Genomic DNA, 22,870 nt, shown 5'->3' with positions numbered 1-22,870 from the left:
ATTTGAAGCCTTACCTCATCGCCTAACCCGTCCAGGTCGCCAAAACCATCCTAAAATGGCATGGCTGCAAGGCGTGGGCCGGCCGGCCGTCCCCGCTGCGCACGAACCGGGTCCTGCAACGTTGCCAAAAGTTTAGGCCCCGACGAAGGGATTTTTACGGTGTACCCGCCGGCGTGGCATCCCGGCCTTGAAGAAACCAGAATGGTATTGTGAGAAGCAGGCTGGATCGCCATTTGCATGGCGGCTCCCCAGCCCCACCGAACCGCGAAGCAAAAAGGCCAGTCTATCCATGCGGAAAACCCTGCTGTTTCCAATGGGCGCGCTCACCGGAGCGTGTCTGACCCTTCTGGTAGCCAGTCCGCACGGCGGCGTGTGGGCGGCACGGGCGGCAGCGAGCGCGGATGACGCCTATTCCAAGCTCAATCTGTTCGGCGAAGTGTTCGAGCGGGTGAAGGCGAGCTATGTCGAGAAGCCTGACAATGCCAAGCTGATCGAAGGTGCGATCACCGGCATGGTGACCTCGCTCGATCCGCACTCGCGCTACATGAACGACAAGGCCTGGACCGAGATGCAGGAGACCACCTCCGGCGAGTTCGGCGGGCTCGGCATCGAGGTCACGATGGAGGAGGGGCTGGTCAAGGTCGTCTCGCCGATCGACGACACGCCGGCCTCCAAGGCCGGCATCATGTCGGGCGACCTCATCAGCAAGATCGACGGCGATGCCGTGCAGGGCATGACGCTCGAGCAGGCCGTCAACAAGATGAAGGGGCCGGTCGAGACCCAGACCAAGCTCACGATCGTGCGCAAGGGGGCCGACGCCCCGCTCGACGTCGCGATCAAGCGCGAGATCATCCATGTGCGCCCCGTGCGCTTCCACGTCGAGAACGGCGACATCGGCTATATCCGCGTCACCTCGTTCAACGAGCAGACCACCGACGGCCTGAAGAAGGCGATCGCATCGATCGCCAAGGACGTTCCGCCGGAGAAGCTGGTCGGCTACGTGATGGACCTGCGCAACAATCCGGGCGGACTGCTCGACCAGGCCGTGTCGGTGTCGAGCGCGTTCCTGCAGCGTGGCGAGGTCGTCTCGACCCGCGGCCGCAATGCCGAGGAGACCCAGCGCTTCACCGCGCATGGCGGCGACCTCACCAAGGGCAAACCGCTGGTGGTTCTGGTCAACGGCGGCTCGGCTTCGGCCTCCGAGATCGTGGCCGGCGCATTGCACGATCACAAGCGCGCGACCATCATCGGCACGCGCTCGTTCGGCAAGGGCTCGGTGCAGACCATCATCCCGCTCGGCGCCGGCAACGGCGCGCTGGCGCTGACCACGGCGCGCTACTACACGCCCTCGGGCCGCTCGATCCAGGCCCAGGGCATCGCGCCCGACATCGAGATCCTCCAGGACGTGCCGCCCGAGCTGAAGGGCCGGATGGACACCATGGCGGAGTCCCAGATGCGCGGCCATCTCCAGGCGGCCGATGGCACCGAGCAGACCGGATCGCAGTCCTATGTCCCGCCGGAGGCGAAAGACGACAAGGCCCTGCATACGGCCTACGACTTCCTGCACGGCCAAACCGCGAATGCGGTCGCCGCCAAGCCCGGGCCGAAGGCTGCGGTGCCGAACTAGGCTCTCGCCAGTTCCAGACATCGATCGCCCGGGAGTGGATGGCCGCTCCCGGGCGAATTCGTCTTGGACGCGTCTCAGCTGGGGTTCAAGGCGCTCGGTCTCAACTGTGTCAAGGCGACGCCGGAGATCGCGAGCAGCCCGCCGATCATCAATTTTGAAGTCATGTGTTCGCCCAGGAACAACACACTCGACATCAAGGCGAACACCGGAAGCAGCAGACCGAAAGGTGCGACGCGGCCCATCGAGCAACGCCCGATCAGCCAAAACCATAGGCCAAACCCAACAATTCCTCCGATGAAAATCGTGTAGGCGAGCGCCAGCCAACCACGTCCATCTGCCGTGACGAGGCTCGCGAGTTGTCCATGTTCAAGGAGCAGCGACATCAACATGACCTGCGGCACGGTGAGCAGCGAGGACCATCCCATCAACATCAGGGGATCAAAAGGGCCGTAGCGCTTCGTCAACACGTTGGACACCGCGAAAGCGAAGGCCGCCCCGACCACGAACAGCAGTGGAAGCGCGTTTGCGGAGAGGCCGGGCCCTGCTGCCAACACGACCACGCCGACGAATGCAAGCGCCACTCCGGCGGACGTGGTGAGAGACGGCTTCTCCGCGAGCAGTGGCCACGCCAACAGCACGGTGAACGGCGTGGCGAGTTGATAGGCGACGGCCGACATGCTTCCCGAGCCGAGCCCAAGGCCAACATAGAACAGCCCGAAGTTCAGCCCACCGAGGAAAAGCGAAATAGCCGCGATCGGGCCGAACTGTGGACGCGTGGGACGTTTGACGAACGGAACGAGCAGCATTGCGATGGCCAGGAAGCGCAGCGCGAGGAAGAACAGAGGCGGAAATTCCGTAACGCCGACTTTGATGGCCACGAACTGATAACCCCAGAGCAGGGGGACGGCCACAGCGCAGACGATCTGGATGGCGGACATGGCATTCTTTCTTTAAAGACCGATCAGTCCATATATATTGGCGTGCCAGCAGCAGGGGCGTCCAAACGTGTCTACCTGATGAAACGGTCGAGAAGCGCGTCAACGGCGGCTTGCGACGTGAGCCGCGTCGGTGCCGTTTTGCCGACCACGCGCAGCCCCTCGACGAAACAGAGGAGAATTTTGGCGGCACTGGAAGGCTCGACGCCATCGGCCAATTTGCCCGCCGCCTTGGCACGGGACAGGGCATCAGCCACCCTGGCCTCCATGGCTTTGAAAAAGCTCGCGATGCGGCGATCGACTTCAGCGTCACGGCCAGCCAGTTCCATGGCTGTGGCCACCAGCAGGCATCCGCGCCGACCATTGGCCCCGCTCGTTCGGTCAACGTAGCCGGCGAGATAGGCCCGCAGTCTATCGACCGGCTCTTTGTCGAATTCGACGTCCATCCGTGTCAGGGCCTCGGCGACGTAGCGATCAAGCGCACGCAAGAACAGCGAGTGCTTGTCTCCGAAAGCGGCGTAAAGGCTGCCACGCGAGAGCTTCGTCGCACGAAGCAGGTCCGGTAGCGCCGTGGCGTGATAGCCGCGTGACCAGAACACCCCCATCGCGCGTTCGACAGCGGCGTCCGTGTCGAAACTTCGGGGACGGCCACGGGGCGAGGGCACTGGGTTTTGGCGGCGCATTGCCGATATATAGACCAAACGGTCTTCAATTCAAGCGGTCGCTCGCGCCGTTTGGCTGTACGTCGATGTTTCTAGCCAGCCTCGCGGCGGCGGCTTTCGTTGCCGCCGCGCTGGGCGAGACGGCTGCGATGGAGCGCGAACAGCTCCAGCACCTTGTCGGCGGGCTTTGCGGCGCTGAACAGATAGCCCTGCATCTCGGAGCAGCCGAGTGCACGCAGCAGACGCTGCTGCTCCTCGGTCTCGACGCCCTCGGCCGTGGTGGTCATGCGGCGGGCGGCCGCGAGATTGACGACCGCCTGCACGATGCTGGCGGAGCCGTCGGGGCCGGCGATGTCGTTGACGAAGCAGCGGTCGATCTTGATCTTGTCGAATGGGAAGCGGTGCAGATAGCTCAGCGAGGAGTAGCCGGTGCCGAAATCGTCCAGCGCGATGCGGACGCCGATGGCGCGGAGTTGATGCAGGATTGCAAGCGCCGTGTCGTCGTCGCGGATCAGCACCGCCTCGGTGATTTCGAGCTCGAGCCGGCTCGCCGGCAAATCGGAGGCGGCAAGCGCCGCCATGATCTTCAGCGCCAGCGTGCCGCTCTTGAACTGCACCGGCGAGACGTTGACGGCGAGGCGGATGTCGTCAGGCCAGTTCGCCGCGTCCCGGCAGGCGGTCGCCAGCACCCATTCGCCGATCTCGTTGATCAGGCCGGTGTCCTCGGCGATCGGAATGAACTCGGCCGGCGAGACCATGCCGCGCTCGGGATGGCGCCAGCGCACCAGCGCCTCGCAGCCGGTGATGCGGTCGTCCTTCAGGCTGAGGCAGGGCTGGTAATACACCTCGAGGCCGCCTTCGCGCGCACCTTGGGCGATGGCGTGGCGCAGGTCGATCTCGAGCTGCCGCCGCTCGTGGATCTTGGCGTCCATCTCCGACTCGAAAAAGCGATAGGTGCGGCGCCCTGCGGCTTTGGCGGCGTACATCGCCATGTCGGCGTTCTTCAGGATCTGGTCCAGCGCCGTTCCATGTTGCGGCGCCAGCGCGATGCCGATACTGGCGTCGGTGGCAAGATGATGTCCCATGCAGTCGAACGGCGCGCGGATGGCCTCAAACACCCGCGCGACGAGTTCGTTGACCTGATCCAGCGATGTCACCGCGCTCTGGACGATGGCAAATTCGTCGCCGCCGAGGCGCGCCACGAAGTCCGCCGCCCCCGCACAGCGGTGGAGGCTCTGCGCGACCGACTTCAGGAGCTCGTCGCCGACGAGGTGCCCGAGCGCGTCGTTGACGCCCTTGAACTCGTCGATATCGATGTAGTGCACCGCGAGTTGTTCGCCCCCGGCGACGAGATCGAGTTCCTGACGCAGATGCTCGTGGAACATGGTGCGGTTGGGCAGGTCGGTCAGCGCGTCGTAATGAGCGAGATGGGTGATGCGCTCCTCGATACGCCGGCGCTCCGTGATGTCCTCATGCGTCGCCACCCAGCCGCCGTCCGTGAGCGGTTCGTTGACGATCTGGATCGAGCGACCGTCGGAGGTCTCGACCACCATGGAATTGCGCACGTGGACGTCGCGCAGAACCCGTGCGACATATTGGTCCACATCGCCGGTGAACGAGCCGGTGGCTTTGCGGTGCGCAATGATGTCGTGGAAGCTGCAGCCGGGTCTCACGATTTCGGCCGACAGCCCGTACATCTCGATGTAGCGCTGATTACAGATCACGAGCTGCTGCGAGGCGTCGAACAGCAGCAGGCCCTGGGTCATGTTGTTGACGGCGCGGTCGAGACGCTGCTTTTCCAGCGTCAGCCGTTCCCGCGAAAGACGATGCTGCTCCAGGAGCTTGCGAACGATCGCGATCAACACGCCCGCGATGGCCAGCGCGGAAGAGGCCGCGACCGAGATCAGGATGCCGATCTGCTCGCGCCAGTCCGTCAGGGCCGTCGCGCGCGTCGTGGTGGCCATCATCAGGATCGGGAAGTGAGGCAGGGCGTGTGAGGAAATCAGCCGGTCCTCGCCGTCGACGGGGCTCATGAAGCGGCCGGTAAAATGGTCGAGCCCGAAAACCCTTTGATGCGCGAACGGACCGTTCTTGAAATTCCGTCCCATCAATTCATTGGAATGGGGATAACGGGCGAGCATCGTGCCGTCCCGGTGCAGCATCGAGATCGTCGTGCTTTCGCCGAGCACGGCTGACTCGAAGAATTTTTCGAAATTTGCCGGCTCGATGCCGCGTCCGACCGCACCCATGAATTCGCCGTTCGGTCCGACGATCTTGCGCACGATCAGGATGGTCCAGGCGCCGGAGATGCGACTGTAAAGTGGCTCGATCAGGACGTCGGGAGCGTCGGGATTGTACCGGAAGGTCTGGAAATAGGCGCGATCGGCAACGTTCACGTTCGGAGCCGGCCATGCCGTCGACGAATTGATCAAATTGCCTTCGGCATCGATGATATTGAGGCCGCCTATGTAGGGCAGTGCGTCGATCTTCGAACGCAGCATCCGATGGAGGTCCTGGCCGGCGAGGCGCTTGCGATAGTCCGCCGCACTGGTAATGCCGCTCGCGCGGACGTAGTCGACGAAATCCTTCTGGATGACCGCGAAATCCTGCAATTGCTGGTCGAAATGATGGGCCAGCATCAGCACGGTGTTTTCCAGCTCGCGGCCGGAGCTGCGCAGCGCACGTTCGCGGAAATTCTGCGCCATCAGCGTCGCGCCGACGGCGATCGCAGCGATCAGCAGCGTGCCGCCCACCACCAGCCAGCGGATCGGTCCGCTGCGCACGAAGGCCTGGTCAAAAAGGCGACTGCCGAATCCCGTCATCATGATCGATCGTTGTCGTGCGCACGTCAGGGTCAATTCTTGGCCCCGGAAACATCCGTTGGTTTACGGGAACGGAGTGGAGGCGAAGTTAGCAAGCTGGGTTAATGCGCCGTGAACGGACGCTCACAAAAGCAATCAATATGCGGGACGCGCGGCCTGCAGGAATTGCCGGAAGCTTCCGCGGCCGAGCAATTTCTGCCGATCATCGCGATGATCAATCGAAGCTTAACCATCTAAGGTGCTGGCGATCCTCACGTCCGTATTGGCACACGAATTGCGAACGTCTTCGCAACGACGAACGTCTTCGCAACGACGCAGAGGGATACGATCATGAAGAATGCTTTGAAGGATTTTCTCGCCGACGAAACCGGCGCAACCGCGATCGAGTATGGCCTGATCGCCGCCGGCATCGCGCTTGCGATCATCGCCGTGGTGAACGGCCTGGGCAGCAAGCTCAATTCAAAATTCGGGTCGATCAGCGCGTCGCTGAAGTAGCAGCGGCAATCAGACGCGGTAATGGCCGGACTTGCCGCCGAGCTTCTCGACCAGGTGGATGCCTTCGATGCGCACGCCGCGTTCCACCGCCTTGATCATGTCGTAGATGGTGAGACAGGCGACCGAGACGGCGGTGAGCGCTTCCATCTCGACGCCGGTCGGGCCCGTGACCTTCACGCTGGCGCGGACGAGGCAGCCCGGCAGCTTCGCGTTGGGCTCGATCTCGACCGTTACCTTCGACAGCGCGAGGGGATGGCAGAGCGGGATCAGCTCCGCGGTGCGCTTGGCAGCCATGATGCCGGCGATGCGGGCGGTGCCGAGCACGTCGCCCTTCTTGGCGTTGCCGGACACGATCAGGTCAAGCGTCGCCCTGGTCATGACAACGCGTCCTTCCGCGACCGCGAGCCGCTCGCTCGCGGGCTTATCCGACACGTCAACCATCCGCGCCTCGCCGGAGGCGCCGATATGGGTGAGGGCAGGGCCGGTCTTGGACTTGGACTTGGACTTGGCTGGTTTCGTCGCGCTCGGCTTGCGGGCCATGTCAGCGCGTGCCCGTCGCACGCGCCGTCGTCTCGCGCGCCAGCAGCGTACGGGTCGCAGCGGTTACGTCGGCTTGCCGCATCAGGCTCTCGCCGACCAGGAAGGTCGACATGCCGACGCGCTCGAGCCGGGCGAGATCGGCGGGCGTGAAGATGCCGCTCTCGCCGACCATCAGCCGGTCCTGCGGAATCAGCGGCGCCAATGTTTCGCTGGTCGCAAGCGTGGTTTCGAAGGTGCGCAGATTGCGATTGTTGACGCCGATCATCGGCGAACGCAGCTTCAGTGCGCGATCAAGCTCGGCGCGGTCGTGGATCTCGATCAGCACGTCCATGCCATGGGCGATGGCGGCGTCCTCGAGCTCTTTTGCCGTGGCATCATCGAGCGCCGCCATGATGATCAGGATGCAGTCGGCGCCGTGCGCGCGGGCCTCCGCCACCTGGTAAGTGTCGAACATGAAATCCTTGCGCAGCACCGGCAGTGACGTTGCCGCGCGTGCCGCCACCATGAAGTCGAGATGGCCCTGGAACGAGGGCGTGTCCGTCAGCACCGACAGGCAGGCAGCACCCCCGGCCTCATAGGCCCTCGCAAGCAGCGGCGGATCGAAATCGGCGCGGATCAGGCCCTTTGACGGCGAGGCCTTCTTGACCTCCGCGATCAGCGCGTAGTCGCCATTGGTGTGCTTGGCCTTGATGGCGCGCAGGAAGCCGCGCGGTGCTGCTTGCGCCTTGGCCTTCGCTTCCACAGCCGACAGCGGCTGCGCGCGTTTGGCCGCCGCGATTTCCTCGCGCTTGTAGGCTTCGATCTTGGTCAAGATGTCCGACATGTCAGGCTCAGCCGTTCGAGACCGCGATCAAATGTTTCAGCCGCGCGCTCGCCGCGCCGCTGTCGAGTGATTTTGCGCCGATCACGACGCCTTCCTTGAGATCCCTGGCTCGCCCCGCCACGACCAATGCGGCAGCGGCGTTGATCAGCGCGACGTCACGGTAGGGGCTCGGCTTGCCGTCGAGCACGCTCTGCAAGGCGATAGCGTTGGCGTCGGCATCGCCGCCTTTGAGTGCGCCGGCCTCGCAGCGCGGCAGGCCCGCGTCCTCCGGCGTCACCTCGAAATTCCGGATCTCGCCGTTGTGGAGGGCGGAGACGAAGGTCGGGCCGGTGAGGGTGATTTCGTCGAGGCCATCGGAACCGTGCACGACCCATGCGGATTCAGAGCCGAGGTTCTTGAGCACTTGCGCCAGCGGCTGCACCCATTGCCGGGAGAACACGCCGACCATCTGCCGCTTCACGCCCGCCGGATTGGACAAGGGGCCGAGCAGGTTGAAGATCGTGCGTGTCGCAAGCTCCACCCGGGTTGGGCCGACGTTCTTCATGGCGGGATGATGGGCGGGGGCGAACATGAAGCCGATGCCGCATTCGCGTATGCAGCGGCCGACCTGCTCCGGCCTCAGATCGATTTTCACCCCGAGCGAAGCCAGCACGTCGGCGGCGCCGGAGCGCGACGACAGTGCGCGGTTGCCGTGCTTGGCCACCGGCAGACCGGCGCCCGAAACGATGAAGGAGGCGCAGGTCGAGACATTGACCGAGCCGGAGCCGTCGCCGCCGGTGCCGACAATGTCGACGGCGTCCGCGGGCGCATCGACCGTGAGCATCTTGGAGCGCATTGCCGCGACCGCGCCGGTGATCTCGTCCACAGTCTCGCCGCGCACCCGCAGCGCCATCAGCAGACCGCCCATTTGCGAGGGCGTAGCCTCGCCAGACATCACGGCGTCGAAGGCGGAAGCCGCTTCGTCACGCGACAGGCTGGCGCCGGTCGCCACTTTTCCAATGATCGATTTCAGGTCGTCCATCGCGTGCTTTCAACTCACTGGTTCGCGCCGGTCACCTGCGCGAAGGCGGCCTGATTAATGGTGGTCCCGATGTCGGTTTCGAGCTTGTTGACGTAGGAAGCGACCTGCTCCTCGGTCTGCGCGCGGTCGAGACTGTCCTTCAGCTTCTTGACCGTCTCGGAAGCGGCATCGACCGTGGGATCGACGATCTCGGTGACGCGGAACACGATCACCTCGGTGCCGCCGGTCACTGCCGTCTGCCCGACGCCGTCCTTGGCGACACGGAAGGCGGCCGACACCACGGTTGCGGGCACGCTGGTGGGCGAGTCGTCGCGCTTGAAGCCGGTAGCGGTCTCGACCTTGGCGCCGATCGCAGCTGCTTCGTCGGCGAGCTTGCCGCCAGATTCGAGCTTCTGCACCATCTCGGTCCCCTTGGCCTTCAGCTTGGTCGCGATCTGGTCCTGGCGCCAGCGCGCCTCGACCTGGTCGCGGACCTCGTCGAGATTGCGATCGCGCGAGGGCGTGATGGCAAGCACGTCGTACCAGACATAGCCGCCCTTGAAGGAAATCGAATCGTTGTCGACGCCGACATCGGTGTTGAAGGCCTGCGACACCACGTCGAGGCCCTGCGGAATGCCGGAGACCGGCTGGCCGCTCGGGGCGCGGCCGGAACGGTCGACGGCGTCGATGGTGATGGCGGTGAGGCCGAGCTTCTGCGCCGCGTCGATCACGCTGGCACCGCCGCCGCGCTCGTCTTCCATCTTGTCGCGGAGATCGGCGACCTTGACCCGCGCACGCTCGGTGGCGATCTCGCGCTTGATCTCGGCGGCAACGCTCGCATAGTTCGCCTCAGCGCCCGGCTCGATCTTGTCGACCTTGACGATCGACGTGCCGAGACGGCCCTGGATCGGCTGGCTGATTTCACCGGCGGGAAGCGCGAAGACGGCGTCTCCAACCGCGGGATCGAGCGAGGATTTGGTCACGAGCCCGAGATCGACGTCGGACGCGCTCAGTCCGCGCTCCTTGCCGAGGTCCTCGAACGACGTCCCGCTGGTGAGTCGCTCGCGTGCGGCCTGCGCCTCGGCGGCGTTGGGAAATACGATCTGCTGGATCTGGCGCTTCTCCGGCGTGCCGAGCCGGTCCTTGCGCTGGTCGAACGCTTTCTTGGCATCCTCGTCCGACACCTCGCTCCACTTGCCGATCTCCTCCGGCGAGACCACGACGAACGCGATCTTGCGATATTCGGGCGCGCGGAACTGGACCTTGTGATCCTCGAAATAGGCGGCGAGCGCCTCGGGCGATGGCGCGTCGATGGTGCCGGCCTGGGCCGCGTCGAGCCTGACGAATTCAATGGCGCGCTGCTCGTTCTGGAAGCGCGTCAGCACGTCGAGCATCGCCTTCGGCGGCTCGAGGCCGGCACCGATCGTGCCGGTGATCTGCCGACGCAGCGAGACCTTGCGCTGCTCCGAAACGTAGCGCTGCTCGGTATAGCCGAAATTGCGGATCACGGACTGGAAGCGGTTCGAATCGAAGTTGCCGCCGACGCCCTTGAAGTTCGGGTCGTTCATGATGAGCTGGCGGATCTGGTCGTCAGACTGGCCGAGCCCGAGCCGGCGCGCCTCTTCGTCGAGGGCGGCTTCCGCGATCGTCTGCTGCAGCACCTGACGGTCGAGACCGAAGGCGCGCGCCTGTTCAGGCGACAGCGGCCGGCCGAACTGGCGGCTGATCTGCTGGAGGCGATCGGTGTAAATCTGACGGAACTCGTTCAACGAAATCTCGGTGCCGCCGACCCTGGCCACGGTGGATTGCCCGAAGCCCTTGAAGATGTCGGCAATGCCCCAAACGCCGAAGCTGATGATCAGCACGCCCATCACAACGGCCATAATGGTCTTGCCGAGCCAGTTTGATGAGGCCTTGCGCATTCCTCGAAGCATTTGGTCCAACTTGTTTGGCAGGAGGGGAACGGGAGCGCGTCTTAATGCAGATTCCGCAAAAGCGCGTCACCAAATTGATCAATCATCATAAAGTGGTGGCTTTCCCCCCGCAACCTCGGGTCCGACAGGCTTTCGATGCTTGCGGTTAAAAGCCCCTGGTCTCTGGAACTGCCACGGGACCTCTGCTAGCGCATGCACAAACCAAATTTTGCTGGAATTTGACATGACCGATGCCATCCGCCCCCTGATCGCCGGCAACTGGAAAATGAACGGCCTGAAGGCCTCGACTGCCGAATTCGACGCCATGCTCAATGGTGCGGCAGAGGTGGCTGGCAAAGCCGATTTGCTGGTTTGCCCGCCAGCGACCCTGATCGCAGCCTTTGCCGAGAAGGCGCGCGGCAAGAAGGTCGCGGTGGGGGCCCAAGATTGCCACCCCAAGGCCTCCGGCGCCCATACCGGCGATATTGCCGCCGAAATGCTGGCGGATTCGGGTGCGACCGCGATCATCGTCGGCCATTCCGAGCGCCGCGCCGACCATGGCGAGGGCGATGCTCTGATCCGGCAGAAGGCCGAGGCCGCCTGGCGCGCCGGGGTGACGGCGATCGTCTGCATCGGCGAGACGCAAGCGCAGCGCGATGCGGGCCAAACCCTGGATATCCTGCGCGGCCAGCTCAAGGGCTCGCTGCCGGACGGCTCCACTGCCGCAAATCTGGTCGTGGCCTATGAGCCGGTCTGGGCAATCGGCACCGGCCTGACCCCGACGTCCGGGGATGTCGAGCAGATTCATGGCTTTATCCGGGAATTCCTGACCTCCAGGTTCAAGGCCGACGGCGCCGGGATGCGCATCCTCTATGGCGGCTCGGTCAAGCCCTCGAACGCGGCCGAGCTGATGGCCGTGAAGAACGTCAATGGCGCGCTGGTCGGCGGGGCCAGCCTGAAGGCGGTCGATTTCCTTGCGATTGCGCAGGGCTGTTCCTAGCTAACTTCAAACCTTAGGACCCGGCCGATCGGGGGTGGCAATGACCCGTCTGATCGTGTAACACCGCGCAACTTCAGGAAAACCCCGCGAAGCACGATTGGCCGCCGCTCGGCGCTGTCGGCTTGTGACGGAAGGACACTATGCAGACCGTTGTCATCGTCATTCACCTCATGATCGTCACCGTCATGATCGGCGCCGTCCTGCTCCAGAAGTCGGAAGGCGGCGGCCTGGGCATGGGAGGTGGCGCAGGTTTCATGTCGAGCCGCGGCACGGCGAACCTTCTGACGCGGACCACCGCGATCCTGGCGGTCGGCTTCTTCCTCACCAGCCTGTTTCTGTCCTGGTATGCCGGCTACGACCGCAAGCCGTCGTCGATCATCGGCGCACCGGCGTCGCAGACCCAGCCGGCCGGTGGAGGACCGATCGCGCCGCCGACCTCGGGCGGCATCCTGGATTCGCTGAAGAAGGCCGACGAGCAGCAGCAGGCTCCGGCACCGAGCGGCCCGCAGGTACCTCGTTCGCAATAAAGCAGGGGGGCCATGCAGGGCGGCTTCTACCGTCCTGCATCAACAATCCCCATCAAGGCTCTGTCACCACTCTTAGTTCTGGCTCACCCACAGCCCCGCAAAATGTTTGGGGCGGAATACGAATCGCTTTGGCGAATCGAATTCGAGGGATTAGAGGTTAAGCCCCATGGCGCGGTACATATTCATCACCGGCGGCGTGGTTTCTTCGCTCGGCAAGGGTCTGGCTTCAGCGGCACTCGGTGCCCTGTTGCAAGCCCGGGGCTACAAGGTCCGCCTCCGCAAGCTCGACCCCTATCTCAATCTCGATCCCGGAACGATGTCGCCGTATCAGCACGGCGAAGTATTCGTGACCGATGACGGCGCGGAGACCGACCTCGATCTCGGTCACTATGAGCGCTTCACGGGGCGGCCGGCGACCAAGGCCGACAACATCACGACCGGGCGCATCTACCAGGACATCATCTCCAAGGAGCGGCGCGGCGACTATCTCGGCGCGACCATCCAGGTGGTTCCGCATGTCACCAACGCCATCAAGGACTTCGTCCTCGACGGCAACGACGATTACGACTTCGTGCTGGTCGAGATCGGCGGCACCGTCGGCGACATCGAGGGCCTGCCGTTCTTCGAGGCGATCCGCCAGCTCAAGAACGAGCTGCCGCGCGATCACGCCATCTACATTCATCTGACGCTGCTGCCTTACATCCCGAGCGCCGGTGAGCTGAAGACAAAGCCGACGCAGCACTCCGTCAAGGAGCTGCGCTCGATCGGCATCCAGCCGGACATCTTGCTCTGCCGTACCGATCGCGAAATCCCGAAGGAGGAACGGCGCAAGCTCGGGCTGTTCTGTAACGTGCGCGAGAGCGCCGTCATCGAGGCGCGCGACGCCGACAGCATCTACGCTGTCCCTCAGGCTTACCATGCCGCAGGCCTCGACGACGAAGTGCTTGCCGCCTTCGGCATCGGCTCGCGGATTCCGCCGGAGCTGCGGAGCTGGCAGCAGATCAACGAGCGCATCCGCAATCCCGAGGGCAACGTCACCATCGCCATCGTCGGCAAATACACCGGCATGAAGGATGCGTATAAGTCGCTGATCGAGGCGCTCTCGCATGGCGGCATCGCCAACAAGGTGAAGGTCAATCTCGACTGGATCGAAAGCGAGATCTTCGAGAAGGAAGATCCCGCGCCGTTCCTCGAGCACGTCAATGGCATTCTGGTGCCCGGCGGCTTCGGCCAGCGCGGCGCCGAGGGCAAGATCCGCGCGGCGCAGTTCGCGCGCGAGCGCGACGTGCCGTATTTCGGCATCTGCTTCGGCATGCAGATGGCGGTGATCGAGGCTGCTCGGAATCTCGTCGGGATCGAGGAGGCCAACTCCACCGAGTTCGGCCCGACCAAGGAGCCCCTGGTCGGCTTGATGACGGAATGGCTGCGCGGCAACGAGCTCGAGAAGCGCACCAACGCCGGCGATCTCGGCGGCACGATGCGCTTGGGTGCCTATCCCGCGGCGCTCAATCGCGGCAGCCGCGTCTCGGAGGTTTATGGCGGCGCGACCGAGATTTCCGAGCGCCACCGCCATCGCTACGAGGTCAACACCGCCTACAAGGATCGCCTCGAGCAGCACGGGCTGAAATTCTCGGGCCTGTCGCCCGACGGCGTGCTGCCGGAGATCGTCGAGTACGAGGATCACCCTTGGTTCATCGGCGTCCAGTTCCATCCCGAACTGAAGTCGCGCCCCTTCGAGCCGCATCCGCTGTTCGCGTCGTTCATTCGCGCGGCGATGGTGCAGAGCCGCCTGGTGTAATCGGCTCAGGGCGTGGCGGTGCAGTCACGCGCGAGATGCATCGGCTCCGCCGCGACCGGCGTGGACGTATCAGGCGCAAGCGATCCCGTAACGAGCTTCATCTGCGGCCGTCGCGTCAGCTTGTAGACGGCGGCCGGCGGCACGTTCAGCAGGGCACGATCCACCAGCTTTGCGCGCAAGCCCAGCCGGTCGAGCACGGGCCGCGCGATCGGGCAACTCATGCCGTAGGTGAACTGGTAGAAGGCGCCGCCGGGGCGGAGATGACTGAACGCGCCACCGACGATGGAGACGACCTTGCGCGTCGACATGTTGAGCAGCGGCAGGCCGCTCACGACCGCGCCGACGGGCGCGCCGTCATAGAGGCGCTCCGTTGCCAGCCGCCCCGCATCCATCCACAAGACGCGCGCGTTGGGAAAACGCATCTGGAGCACCTTCATGAAGTCGGAGCCGTATTCGATCAGCGTGAGGTCCTGCTGGCGCACGCCGCGTTTGAGCAGCTTGTAGGTGAACGCGCCGGTGCCGGGGCCGAGTTCGAGAACAGGGCCGGTCGATGCGGTGATCTCGCGGGTGATAAGATCGGCCAGCGCCGCGCCTGACGGCGCGATCGCGCCGACGCGGCGCGGGGCTGACATCCATGACAGGAAGAACGAGAGGAAATCGTTGGGCATGCGCACTCCGGCATCTTGGTTGCACCTCGCAGGTCAGAGGTGAGGCGGCCGAACAATCGCTTGAGTGCATTGCGACAGCATTGCGGGCTGCATGCCGATTGCGTCAATTCTCCCGGACGGGCGGCAGTGACATCCTGAAGCACGCGCCGCCGATCGCTGCGTCCGCGACCGAGATGTGGCCGCCATGCAGGAGCACGATCTCGCGCACCATGTTGAGGCCGAGACCGGCACCGCGATCGAGCGGTGTCAGCCGGTAGAACGGCTCGAATATTTGTTCGCGCTGATCGGCCGGAATGCCGGCGCCTTCGTCCGTGACCTCGATGCTCGCGGGCCTGCTGATACGAATGCCGATGGTGCCGCGGCGAGGGCCGTGCTGGATCGCATTCTGCACGAGGTTGGTCAGCGCGCGCTCCAGCGCCGCCGCATCGCCGATCGTTTCGACCGGCGTGGAGGGGGCGTCGAGCGCCAGCTCGTAGCCGGCGGCAATGGCCAGCGGCGCAAGATCTGCGGCCGCGCTTTGCGCGATTGCAACGAGGTCGACGCGCGTGAAGGGATGGCCGCAGCGGTCGAGCCGCTGAATGTCCAGCAATTGCTCGGCGAGTGTCGCCAGCCGCGCGGAATCCTCCAGCAGCCGGGTCTTGTCCGGCCCCGCTGGAAGCGACTCCAGCCGCGTGTTCAGGATTGCGATCGGCGTGCGCAACTCGTGTGCGGCATCTGCGACGAAGCGCTTGTGGCGGGCATAGCCCTGGTCTAGCCGCGCCAGCGCGTCGTTGACCGCAGTCACGAGCGGCACGACCTCCAGCGGAATCCGGTCCAGCGACAGCCGCGCGCCGCGTTGATGGATGTCGATGCGCCGCGCCTGGTCCGCCGTCGCATCGAGCGCCTCGAAGGTGTGCCGCACGATCATCGGCGTCGCAATGAACGTCGCCGTTCCCATGAGGAGCAGGCCGGGCAGGGCGATGGCCAGCAATGCAAGCGAGGTCATGAACAACGCCTTGGCGCCGGTGAGCTTGCCTTGCGTCGCCGTGATGATTTGCACATTGCCGGCGTCGGTATCGACCCGCTTCAGCCGCGCCGGGGGCTTGCGCGGATCGTCCTCGAACAGCTGCCAGCCGAGCCGGGCCTGGCTGATCTGGTCGAGGCCGCTGCCGATGGCGGCGAATTCGGCCGGCACGGCGCCTTCGCTGAGCGAATGTCCCTGCCTGCCGCGGACCAGGAACCAGAGATCGGGGGTCTCACTGCGCAATTGTTTCAGCTCGGTCGTCGACCGCAGGACCAGGTCGCCTTGCGCGTCGCGTGCGAGCGCTCGCTGGACGATATCGATCACCCGATCTTCGTCGCGCCCGGCGATCACGAACCCCGACACGCTCAACGCCCCGACGATGACGGCAACGAGCGCCGTGAGCAGCACCGCCTGGAGCGACAGCAGGCGCCAGCTCAGCCGCGAGCGCAGGCAATAGGGATCGTGGTGCTTGCTCATGGTAGCTTCTTCAAGAGATAGCCGACGCCGCGGATGCCATGGATCTCCACGTGCGCATCGGCTTCCGAGAGTTTGCGGCGCAAGCGCGACACATGCGTATCGAGCGCATTCGACTGGATCTCGTCGTCGAAACTGTAGACGGCTTCTTCCAGCGCGGAGCGCAGCACGGTCCGGCCCATGCGGCGGACCAGTGCCTCCAGCACGAGGAGCTCGCGCCGCGGTAGCTCGAGCGGAGCCCCGTCGATGCTTGCCTCGCGATGGCCGAAATCGAAGGCGAGGCGGCCGGCGTGCATGATGTCGGGATGCAGCCCGGCGGGCCGGCGCAGCACAGCGCGCAGCCGCGCCAGCAATTCCTCCACCGCGAACGGCTTTGACAGATAATCATCCGCTCCGCAGTCGAGCCCGGCGACCCGGTCGGCGAGTTCGCCGCGCGCCGTCAACACGATGATCGGTACGCCGTCGGCGCGTGCCCTGAGTTTCGGGATCAGGGTGAGACCGTCGCCATCGGGAAGCTGGCGATCGAGCAGGACGGCGGCGTGGACGTCGGCAGAAATGGCCTCTTCCGCCTCGGCGAGCGTGGGGGCGTGGTCCACGACCATGTCGTAGCGCTTCAGCGCCGACGCCAGCGCGTCGGCCATTTCGGCCTCGTCCTCGACGAGCAAAATCCGCATGATCCGCACCTCAACCTCAATCGCGCCAATCTAGCGGGCGTACCATTGCGGCAGCATTGCGGGAACCGGCTCTCCATGAAGCGGCTTTGAGCGGACCTTAGCCATGCGCGGAACGCCACAGGGGGCGGCCGAGCGGGCCTCAAGACACCGTCAGGGCCAGCCGATATAACCGCCGGACCTGATCAGGGAGGAACAAGAATGATCTACGAAATGCGCATCTATCGCTGCGTGCCCGGCCGCCTGCCGGCACTGCTCAAGCGGTTCGAGACCGTCACGCTGAAGGTGTGGGAAAAGCACGGCATCAAGCAGGCCGGGTTTTTTACGACGCTGATCGGTGAATCCAACCAGGAGCTGACCTATTTTCTGGCCTGGGAGTCGCTCGCCGAGCGCGAGAAGAAGTGGGCCGCCTTCATGACCGATCCGGACTGGATGAAAGGGCGCGCCGAGAGCGAGGCGGACGGCCAGATCGTCGGCAACATCGTCAGCCAGATTCTGGCGCCGACCGCCTTCTCGGCGGTGAAGTAGAGGCTGCCGGCGCGAGGCCGTCGCGAGGGGCTTGGGCGCAACCCTGATATTCTGGGAGCCCAGGCCGAATGGGGTTGATCCGCCCTTCATCGCGGCTATGGTCGCGCCGCAACGAGGGATTTGCCTTGAGCTCTTCGACGTCAGCGGCGCCGGTCGTCACCATTGGCAAGGTCAAATTCGGCAATGATCTGCCGATCTCGATCATTGCCGGGCCGTGTCAGCTCGAAAGCCGCCAGCATGCGCTGGAGGTGGCAGCCGCGCTGCAGGAGATCGCCGCGCGGCTGCAGATCGGCCTCGTCTACAAGACTTCGTACGACAAGGCCAATCGCACCAGCGCGTCGGCTGCGCGTGGCCTCGGGCTTGCCCAGTCGCTGCCGATCTTCGCCGAAATCCGATCGTCGCTCGGCCTGCCGGTTCTGACCGACGTGCATGACGCCGCGCAGTGCGCCGATGTGGCGCAGGCGGTGGACATCCTGCAGATCCCGGCCTTCCTGTGTCGCCAGACCGATCTGCTGCTGGCGGCCGCCGCGACCGGCAAGGTCGTCAACGTCAAGAAGGGTCAGTTTCTCGCGCCCTGGGACATGGCCAACGTCGTCTCCAAGATCACGAGCGCGAACAATCCTAATGTGCTCGTCACCGAGCGTGGTGCGTCCTTCGGCTACAACACGCTGGTCTCCGACATGCGCGCCTTGCCGATCCTGGCGCGGACCACCGGCGCCCCCGTGATCTTCGACGCGACGCACTCGGTGCAACAGCCGGGCGGGAAGGGGACGTCTTCCGGAGGCGAGCGCGAATTCGTGCCGGTGCTCGCACGCGCAGCCGTTGCCGTCGGTGTTGCCGGTGTCTTCATCGAGACCCATCCCGATCCTGACAGCGCGCCGTCCGACGGACCCAACATGGTGCCGCTGCGCGAGTTCGAGGCGCTGATCCGAAAGCTGATGGCATTCGACGCGCTCGCCAAAGATTCTACCAAAGCCGATCCGCGCTGATGCAGGAAGGCGCAGCGCGGCCGCACGATCACGGCCTGCCGGCCGCGCTCTACGTCATCTCCGGTGCAAGCTTTGCCGCAGCGCTCTCCGCGCGCGCGCTCGATCCGGTGCTGCCGCACGTCGCCGAGGACTTTGGCGTCAGCATCGCGACCGCTGCCGGTTTTGCCGCGGTGTTCGCCTTCACCTTCTCGATCATCCAGCCGATCGTCGGCGCCGCCGCCGATCTGTTCGGCAAGACGCGGCTGATGATCGGCTGCCTCGCGCTGCTCGGCCTTGCCAACATCCTGGGCTCGCTCTCGACCTCGTTCTCGGTCCTGTTCGCGACCCGTATCCTCGCCGGCATCGGCTCCGGCGGCGTGTTTCCGGTGGCGCTCAGCCTGACCAGCGATCTCGTCGGTCCGGAGAAACGCCAGGTCGCGATCAGCCGCACGCTTGCCGGCGCGATGACAGGCAATCTCCTCGGAGCCTCGGCCTCCGGCCTGATCGGCGATTTCCTCGGCTGGCGCGGCGTGCTGGCGGTGCTCGGCGTGCTCGTGATCGTTGCATCGATCGCGGTTGCCGCCGGTTTTCGTGGCGCCAAGGTCAAGCATCCGCCGAAGACGAGCCTGTCGGCGCTGAAGGCGGGCTATCGCACTATCTTCACCAACCCGAACGCCTATGTCTGTTATGCGGCGGTGTTCATCGAAGGCTGCTGCGTGCTCGGCCTGTTTCCCTACATCGCCTCGTTCCTGTTCGAACTCGGGCAGACCTCGCTCTCGATCGCGGGTCTCGTCATCGCGGGCTTTGCGGTCGGCGGCTTGTTCTACACCCTGACGGTGTCGCGCCTGCTGCCATGGCTGGGCATGAAGCGAATGATGATCGCGGGGATGACGCTGGTGGCCTCCCAGCTCGTTGTCGTCGCCTTCGGCCTGCGCTGGGAAGTGCAGGCACTCAATCTCATCGTGATGGGCTGGGGTTTCTACATCGCCCATGGCTGCCTTCAGATCTTTGCCAGCGAGCTCTCGGTCGAAGCACGCGCGACCGCGCTGTCGCTGCATTCGTTCTTCTTCTTCATGGGGCAGACGGTCGGGCCGCTCGCCTACGGCCTTGGCCTGCAGCATGGCGGCAAGATGCCGACCCTGTTCGCGAGCGCCGCGATCATGGTCGCGCTCGGTTTCGTGTGTGCGCGGCTGTTGAAACAGCGCGCGCCATCCGACGCGCGCTGAGGCCTGGACACGAGAGAGAGCTCAGCCCCGCCCGCGATAGGGCGCGACGCCCTGTTCCGGCACCCACAATCCCTTCGGCGCGCGGCCGGTCTGCCAGAACACGTCGATCGGGATGCCGCCGCGCGGATACCAGTAGCCGCCGATGCGCAGGAACTTCGGCTTGATCTCGCTCGCGATGCGCTTGCCGATCATCACGGTGCAGTCCTCGTGGAAGGCGCCGTGGTTGCGGAAGCTCGCGATGTAGAGCTTGAGCGACTTCGACTCCAGCAACCATTGGCCGGGGGCGTAGTCGATCATCAGATGTGCGAAATCTGGCTGTCCCGTGACCGGGCAGAGCGAGGTGAATTCCGGCACGGTGAAGCGCACCAGATAGTCGGTGCCGCCTTGCGGATTCGGCACGCGGTCGAGCTTGGCTTTCTCGGGCGCATCCGGCCATTCCACGGCGCGGCCAAGCTGCAGGGCAGCTGAATCCGAGCTTGAGTTCTTCGATTTGCTGGGCTTTTTCGACATCAGGCCGCCTCCGTGGCGCCCTCTTAGCCAATCATCGTGCGGCCGTCACCCGGCCTTTTCCGCTTCGATGCATTGCGGTAGAAGCACCCCAACTGACTGCTTAGTCCCCCGAAAAGAGGCCCTCATGACCGCCATCATCGACATCATCGGACGCGAAATCCTGGATAGCCGGGGCAATCCCACCGTCGAGGTCGACGTCGTGCTGGAAGATGGCGCGCTTGGCCGTGCTGCCGTGCCGTCCGGCGCCTCCACCGGCGCCCACGAGGCGGTGGAACTGCGCGACGGCGACAAGGCCCGCTATCTCGGCAAGGGCGTCACCAAGGCGGTCGGCGCCGTCAACGGCGAGATCTTCGAGGCGCTGAACGGCCTCGATGTCGAGCAGCAGGCCCAGCTCGACCAGATCATGATCGACCTCGACGGCACGCCGAACAAGAGCCGGCTGGGAGCCAACGCCATTCTCGGCGTCTCGCTCGCCTGCGCCAAGGCGGCTGCGAACTCGCTCGACATGCCGCTGTACCGTTACGTCGGCGGCACCTCGGCGCGTCTCTTGCCGGTGCCGATGATGAACATCATCAATGGCGGCATGCACGCCGACAACCCGATCGACTTCCAGGAATTCATGATCCTGCCGGTTGGCGCGTCTTCCTTTGCCGAGGGCCTGCGCTATGGCGCCGAGGTCTTCCACACCCTGAAGTCGGAGCTGAAGAAGGCCGGCCACAACACCAATGTCGGCGACGAGGGCGGCTTTGCCCCGAACCTGCCGTCGGCGGACGCCGCGCTCGAATTCGTCATGAACGCGATCGGCAAGGCCGGTTACAAGGCGGGCTCCGACATCGTCATCGGCCTCGACTGCGCCTCGACCGAGTTCTTCAAGGACGGCAAATACGTCTACGAAGGCGAGGGCAAGACCCGCTCGATCTCCGAGCAGGCCAAGTACCTTGCCGACCTCGTCTCGCGCTATCCGATCGTGACCATCGAGGACGGCATGTCGGAAGACGACATGGACGGCTGGAAAGAGCTGACCGACCTCGTCGGCAAGAAGTGCCAGCTCGTCGGCGACGATCTCTTCGTCACCAACGTCAAGCGCCTTGCCGAAGGCATCAAGGCCGGACGGGCCAACTCGATCCTGATCAAGGTCAACCAGATCGGCACGCTGACCGAGACGCTCGCCGCCGTCGAGATGGCGCACAAGGCCGGCTACACCTCGGTGATGTCGCACCGCTCCGGCGAGACCGAGGATTCCACCATCGCCGACCTCGCGGTCGCCACCAATTGCGGACAGATCAAGACCGGCTCCCTTGCACGCTCCGATCGCACCGCCAAATACAACCAGCTCCTGCGCATCGAGCAGCAGCTCGGCAAGCAGGCGCTCTACGGCGGCAAGGCGGCACTGAAGGCTCTGGCATAAGCCAGCGGTCGGACAACAGGGGAGGATCGACATGAGCGACGGCAAAAACGGCCTGCAACTGCGTTCGCTGATCAAGAAGAGCGGCGAGCTCGAAATCTCGCTGCTCGACGTGCCGACCCCCAAACCCGCCGCGGACGAGGTCGTCGTCCGCGTTGAGGCGGCGCCGATCAACCCGTCCGACCTCGGGCTCCTGATCGGCGCGGCCGACATGAGCACGGCAAAGGCTTCGGGCGACAAGGGCGCTCCCGTCATCACCGCGAAGGTGCCGGAAGGCGCGATGCGGGCGATGGCAGGCCGGCTCGACGAGTCCATGCCGGTTGGTAACGAAGGTGCGGGAGTCGTGATCAGGACCGGCTCGTCGGATACCGCCAAGGCCCTGATGGGCAAGACCGTCGCCATGATCGGCGGCGCGATGTATACGCAGTATCGCACGCTGAAAGTACGCGAGTGCCTGCCGCTGCCCGAGGGCACCACGCCGGCCGAAGGGGCCTCCTGCTTCGTCAATCCGCTGACCGCGCTCGGCATGACCGAGACCATGCGACGCGAGGGTCACAAGGCGCTGGTGCACACTGCGGCCGCATCCAATCTCGGCCAGATGCTGAACAAGATCTGCATCAAGGACGGCATCCCGCTGGTCAACATCGTGCGCAGCAAGGAGCAGGCCGACATCCTGCACAAGATCGGCGCCAAATATGTCGTCGATTCCACCGCGCCGAGCTTCCTCGGCGATCTCACCAATGCGCTGGTCGAGACCGGCGCCACCATCGCCTTCGATGCCATCGGCGGCGGCAAGCTCGCCGGCGACATCCTCAACTGCATGGAAGTCGCGATCAACAAGACCGCGAAGGAATACAGCCGCTATGGCTCCAACGTGCACAAGCAGGTCTACGTCTATGGCGCGCTCGATGTTCGCCCGATCGAGCTGCCGCGCGGCTTCGGCATGGCCTGGGGCGTCGGCGGCTGGCTGCTGTTTCCGTTTCTGATGAAGATCGGGCAGGCGGACGGGGCCAGGCTGCGCCAGCGCGTCGTCGACGAACTGAAGACCACGTTTGCCAGCCACTACACCAAGGTGGTGTCGCTTTCGGAGGCGCTCGATCCCGCCAATATCGCGGTCTACGCCAAACGCGCCACCGGCGAAAAATTCCTCATCAACCCAAATAAATAATCGTGATGTGCGAGGGCACGTCACCAAAAGAAGGTCTTGTCTAAAGAAGGACTTGTCTAAAGAAGGTCTTGCCTTCTGAGCGAAGCGGGAGATTATTCCGCCGCCAT

At 64.6% G+C, this 22,870-nt stretch carries 21 protein-coding genes; 10 read left to right on the top strand and 11 right to left on the bottom strand.

Annotated features, from left to right (window positions below):
- The first annotated feature begins 289 nt into the window (after positions 1 to 289).
- On the top strand, positions 290 to 1,627 hold the full coding sequence (locus N551_RS0111615; RefSeq protein WP_027567126.1) for a S41 family peptidase: 1,338 nt from the start codon (positions 290 to 292) through the stop codon (positions 1,625 to 1,627).
- A 74-nt stretch (positions 1,628 to 1,701) separates the two neighbouring features.
- Here N551_RS0111615 and N551_RS0111610 read toward each other — a convergent pair whose 3' ends face one another.
- The 3 genes from N551_RS0111610 to N551_RS0111600 form a co-directional block, all read right to left on the bottom strand.
- Positions 1,702 to 2,565: a DMT family transporter gene (locus tag N551_RS0111610; RefSeq protein WP_027567125.1), complete on the bottom strand. Its 864-nt coding sequence runs from the start codon at positions 2,563 to 2,565 to the stop codon at positions 1,702 to 1,704.
- 71 nt (positions 2,566 to 2,636) lie between these two features.
- Complete coding sequence (locus N551_RS0111605; RefSeq protein ID WP_027567124.1) at positions 2,637 to 3,245, bottom strand: TetR/AcrR family transcriptional regulator; 609 nt, start codon at positions 3,243 to 3,245, stop codon at positions 2,637 to 2,639.
- Positions 3,246 to 3,316: 71 nt separating this feature from the next.
- On the bottom strand, positions 3,317 to 6,049 hold the full coding sequence (locus tag N551_RS0111600; protein WP_027567123.1) for an EAL domain-containing protein: 2,733 nt from the start codon (positions 6,047 to 6,049) through the stop codon (positions 3,317 to 3,319).
- A 327-nt stretch (positions 6,050 to 6,376) separates the two neighbouring features.
- Here N551_RS0111600 and N551_RS0111595 point away from each other — a divergent pair, with 327 nt between their 5' ends.
- Positions 6,377 to 6,541 carry a Flp family type IVb pilin gene (locus N551_RS0111595; RefSeq protein WP_027567122.1) on the top strand — a complete coding sequence of 55 codons (165 nt, stop codon included), beginning with the start codon at positions 6,377 to 6,379 and terminating at the stop codon, positions 6,539 to 6,541.
- A 9-nt stretch (positions 6,542 to 6,550) separates the two neighbouring features.
- On the opposite strand, the gene moaC is transcribed toward N551_RS0111595, so the two are convergent.
- The 4 genes from moaC to N551_RS0111575 are packed head-to-tail and all read right to left on the bottom strand — an operon-like array spanning position 6,551 to position 10,838.
- Positions 6,551 to 7,081: a cyclic pyranopterin monophosphate synthase MoaC gene (moaC, locus tag N551_RS0111590; protein ID WP_027567121.1), complete on the bottom strand. Its 531-nt coding sequence runs from the start codon at positions 7,079 to 7,081 to the stop codon at positions 6,551 to 6,553.
- A gap of 1 nt (position 7,082) precedes the next feature.
- Positions 7,083 to 7,904, bottom strand: coding sequence for an indole-3-glycerol phosphate synthase TrpC (gene trpC / locus N551_RS0111585; RefSeq protein WP_027567120.1), 822 nt, complete (start codon positions 7,902 to 7,904; stop codon positions 7,083 to 7,085).
- A gap of 7 nt (positions 7,905 to 7,911) precedes the next feature.
- A complete protein-coding gene (trpD, locus tag N551_RS0111580; RefSeq protein ID WP_027567119.1) occupies positions 7,912 to 8,925 on the bottom strand; it encodes an anthranilate phosphoribosyltransferase in 1,014 nt (337 codons plus the stop codon).
- A gap of 14 nt (positions 8,926 to 8,939) precedes the next feature.
- Entirely contained in the window at positions 8,940 to 10,838 is a 1,899-nt protein-coding gene (locus N551_RS0111575) for a peptidylprolyl isomerase (protein ID WP_027567118.1), read from the bottom strand.
- 223 nt (positions 10,839 to 11,061) lie between these two features.
- Here N551_RS0111575 and tpiA point away from each other — a divergent pair, with 223 nt between their 5' ends.
- The 3 genes from tpiA (at position 11,062) to N551_RS0111560 (ending at position 14,142) form a co-directional block, all read left to right on the top strand.
- Positions 11,062 to 11,817, top strand: a complete 756-nt coding sequence (tpiA, locus tag N551_RS0111570; protein WP_027567117.1) for a triose-phosphate isomerase — start codon at positions 11,062 to 11,064, stop codon at positions 11,815 to 11,817.
- Positions 11,818 to 11,957: 140 nt separating this feature from the next.
- Positions 11,958 to 12,344: a preprotein translocase subunit SecG gene (gene secG / locus N551_RS0111565; protein ID WP_007590603.1), complete on the top strand. Its 387-nt coding sequence runs from the start codon at positions 11,958 to 11,960 to the stop codon at positions 12,342 to 12,344.
- Positions 12,345 to 12,510: 166 nt separating this feature from the next.
- Positions 12,511 to 14,142, top strand: a complete 1,632-nt coding sequence (locus tag N551_RS0111560) for a CTP synthase (protein ID WP_007590604.1) — start codon at positions 12,511 to 12,513, stop codon at positions 14,140 to 14,142.
- A gap of 5 nt (positions 14,143 to 14,147) precedes the next feature.
- Here the strand turns inward: N551_RS0111560 and N551_RS0111555 are convergent, their stop codons facing one another.
- From N551_RS0111555 to N551_RS0111545, 3 genes are all read right to left on the bottom strand, one after another.
- Positions 14,148 to 14,810 carry a class I SAM-dependent methyltransferase gene (locus N551_RS0111555; protein WP_035961264.1) on the bottom strand — a complete coding sequence of 221 codons (663 nt, stop codon included), beginning with the start codon at positions 14,808 to 14,810 and terminating at the stop codon, positions 14,148 to 14,150.
- Between the two features lie 103 nt (positions 14,811 to 14,913).
- Positions 14,914 to 16,290, bottom strand: coding sequence for a HAMP domain-containing sensor histidine kinase (locus tag N551_RS0111550; RefSeq protein ID WP_027567115.1), 1,377 nt, complete (start codon positions 16,288 to 16,290; stop codon positions 14,914 to 14,916).
- Positions 16,287 to 16,961, bottom strand: a complete 675-nt coding sequence (locus N551_RS0111545; protein ID WP_027567114.1) for a response regulator transcription factor — start codon at positions 16,959 to 16,961, stop codon at positions 16,287 to 16,289. The genes N551_RS0111550 and N551_RS0111545 overlap by 4 nt, the downstream gene beginning before the upstream one ends.
- Before the next feature lie 198 nt (positions 16,962 to 17,159).
- Between N551_RS0111545 and N551_RS0111540 the strand changes: the two genes are divergently transcribed.
- The 3 genes from N551_RS0111540 (at position 17,160) to N551_RS0111530 (ending at position 19,680) form a co-directional block, all read left to right on the top strand.
- The gene (locus tag N551_RS0111540) at positions 17,160 to 17,486 is read left to right on the top strand and encodes an NIPSNAP family protein (RefSeq protein ID WP_007610789.1); all 327 of its coding nucleotides are present in this window, start codon (positions 17,160 to 17,162) and stop codon (positions 17,484 to 17,486) included.
- 125 nt (positions 17,487 to 17,611) lie between these two features.
- Positions 17,612 to 18,475, top strand: coding sequence for a 3-deoxy-8-phosphooctulonate synthase (gene kdsA / locus N551_RS0111535; RefSeq protein ID WP_027567113.1), 864 nt, complete (start codon positions 17,612 to 17,614; stop codon positions 18,473 to 18,475).
- Positions 18,475 to 19,680: an MFS transporter gene (locus N551_RS0111530; protein ID WP_027567112.1), complete on the top strand. Its 1,206-nt coding sequence runs from the start codon at positions 18,475 to 18,477 to the stop codon at positions 19,678 to 19,680. The genes kdsA and N551_RS0111530 overlap by 1 nt, the downstream gene beginning before the upstream one ends.
- 21 nt (positions 19,681 to 19,701) lie before the next feature.
- Here the strand turns inward: N551_RS0111530 and queF are convergent, their stop codons facing one another.
- Positions 19,702 to 20,190, bottom strand: coding sequence for a preQ(1) synthase (gene queF / locus N551_RS0111525; protein WP_007610784.1), 489 nt, complete (start codon positions 20,188 to 20,190; stop codon positions 19,702 to 19,704).
- Positions 20,191 to 20,314: 124 nt separating this feature from the next.
- Between queF and eno the strand changes: the two genes are divergently transcribed.
- Positions 20,315 to 21,598, top strand: coding sequence for a phosphopyruvate hydratase (gene eno, locus N551_RS0111520; protein ID WP_027567111.1), 1,284 nt, complete (start codon positions 20,315 to 20,317; stop codon positions 21,596 to 21,598).
- A gap of 31 nt (positions 21,599 to 21,629) precedes the next feature.
- A complete protein-coding gene (locus N551_RS0111515; protein ID WP_027567110.1) occupies positions 21,630 to 22,763 on the top strand; it encodes a zinc-binding dehydrogenase in 1,134 nt (377 codons plus the stop codon).
- The last annotated feature ends 107 nt before the right edge of the window (positions 22,764 to 22,870 follow it).

The organism is Bradyrhizobium sp. URHA0013, from assembly GCF_000518345.1.
In the GTDB taxonomy this organism is placed as follows: Bacteria; Pseudomonadota; Alphaproteobacteria; order Rhizobiales; family Xanthobacteraceae; genus Bradyrhizobium.
Note: the sequence above shows the minus strand (reverse complement) of the source record. Positions and strands in the feature narration are given on the sequence as shown.

Bases quoted from the DNA above. Each gene is read 5' to 3' on its own strand.
- trpC (WP_027567120.1), bottom strand. From the start codon at position 7,904: ATGTCGGACATCTTGACCAAGATCGAAGCCTACAAGCGCGAGGAAATC.
- tpiA (WP_027567117.1), top strand. From the start codon at position 11,062: ATGACCGATGCCATCCGCCCCCTGATCGCCGGCAACTGGAAAATGAAC.
- secG (WP_007590603.1), top strand. From the start codon at position 11,958: ATGCAGACCGTTGTCATCGTCATTCACCTCATGATCGTCACCGTCATG.
- N551_RS0111605 (WP_027567124.1), bottom strand. From the start codon at position 3,245: ATGCGCCGCCAAAACCCAGTGCCCTCGCCCCGTGGCCGTCCCCGAAGT.
- N551_RS0111545 (WP_027567114.1), bottom strand. From the start codon at position 16,961: ATGCGGATTTTGCTCGTCGAGGACGAGGCCGAAATGGCCGACGCGCTG.
- N551_RS0111615 (WP_027567126.1), top strand. From the start codon at position 290: ATGCGGAAAACCCTGCTGTTTCCAATGGGCGCGCTCACCGGAGCGTGT.
- N551_RS0111550 (WP_027567115.1), bottom strand. From the start codon at position 16,290: ATGAGCAAGCACCACGATCCCTATTGCCTGCGCTCGCGGCTGAGCTGG.
- eno (WP_027567111.1), top strand. From the start codon at position 20,315: ATGACCGCCATCATCGACATCATCGGACGCGAAATCCTGGATAGCCGG.
- N551_RS0111595 (WP_027567122.1), top strand. From the start codon at position 6,377: ATGAAGAATGCTTTGAAGGATTTTCTCGCCGACGAAACCGGCGCAACC.
- N551_RS0111560 (WP_007590604.1), top strand. From the start codon at position 12,511: ATGGCGCGGTACATATTCATCACCGGCGGCGTGGTTTCTTCGCTCGGC.
- N551_RS0111610 (WP_027567125.1), bottom strand. From the start codon at position 2,565: ATGTCCGCCATCCAGATCGTCTGCGCTGTGGCCGTCCCCCTGCTCTGG.
- N551_RS0111515 (WP_027567110.1), top strand. From the start codon at position 21,630: ATGAGCGACGGCAAAAACGGCCTGCAACTGCGTTCGCTGATCAAGAAG.
- N551_RS0111575 (WP_027567118.1), bottom strand. From the start codon at position 10,838: ATGCTTCGAGGAATGCGCAAGGCCTCATCAAACTGGCTCGGCAAGACC.
- moaC (WP_027567121.1), bottom strand. From the start codon at position 7,081: ATGGCCCGCAAGCCGAGCGCGACGAAACCAGCCAAGTCCAAGTCCAAG.
- trpD (WP_027567119.1), bottom strand. From the start codon at position 8,925: ATGGACGACCTGAAATCGATCATTGGAAAAGTGGCGACCGGCGCCAGC.
- queF (WP_007610784.1), bottom strand. From the start codon at position 20,190: ATGTCGAAAAAGCCCAGCAAATCGAAGAACTCAAGCTCGGATTCAGCT.
- N551_RS0111540 (WP_007610789.1), top strand. From the start codon at position 17,160: ATGATCTACGAAATGCGCATCTATCGCTGCGTGCCCGGCCGCCTGCCG.
- N551_RS0111555 (WP_035961264.1), bottom strand. From the start codon at position 14,810: ATGCCCAACGATTTCCTCTCGTTCTTCCTGTCATGGATGTCAGCCCCG.
- N551_RS0111600 (WP_027567123.1), bottom strand. From the start codon at position 6,049: ATGATGACGGGATTCGGCAGTCGCCTTTTTGACCAGGCCTTCGTGCGC.
- N551_RS0111530 (WP_027567112.1), top strand. From the start codon at position 18,475: ATGCAGGAAGGCGCAGCGCGGCCGCACGATCACGGCCTGCCGGCCGCG.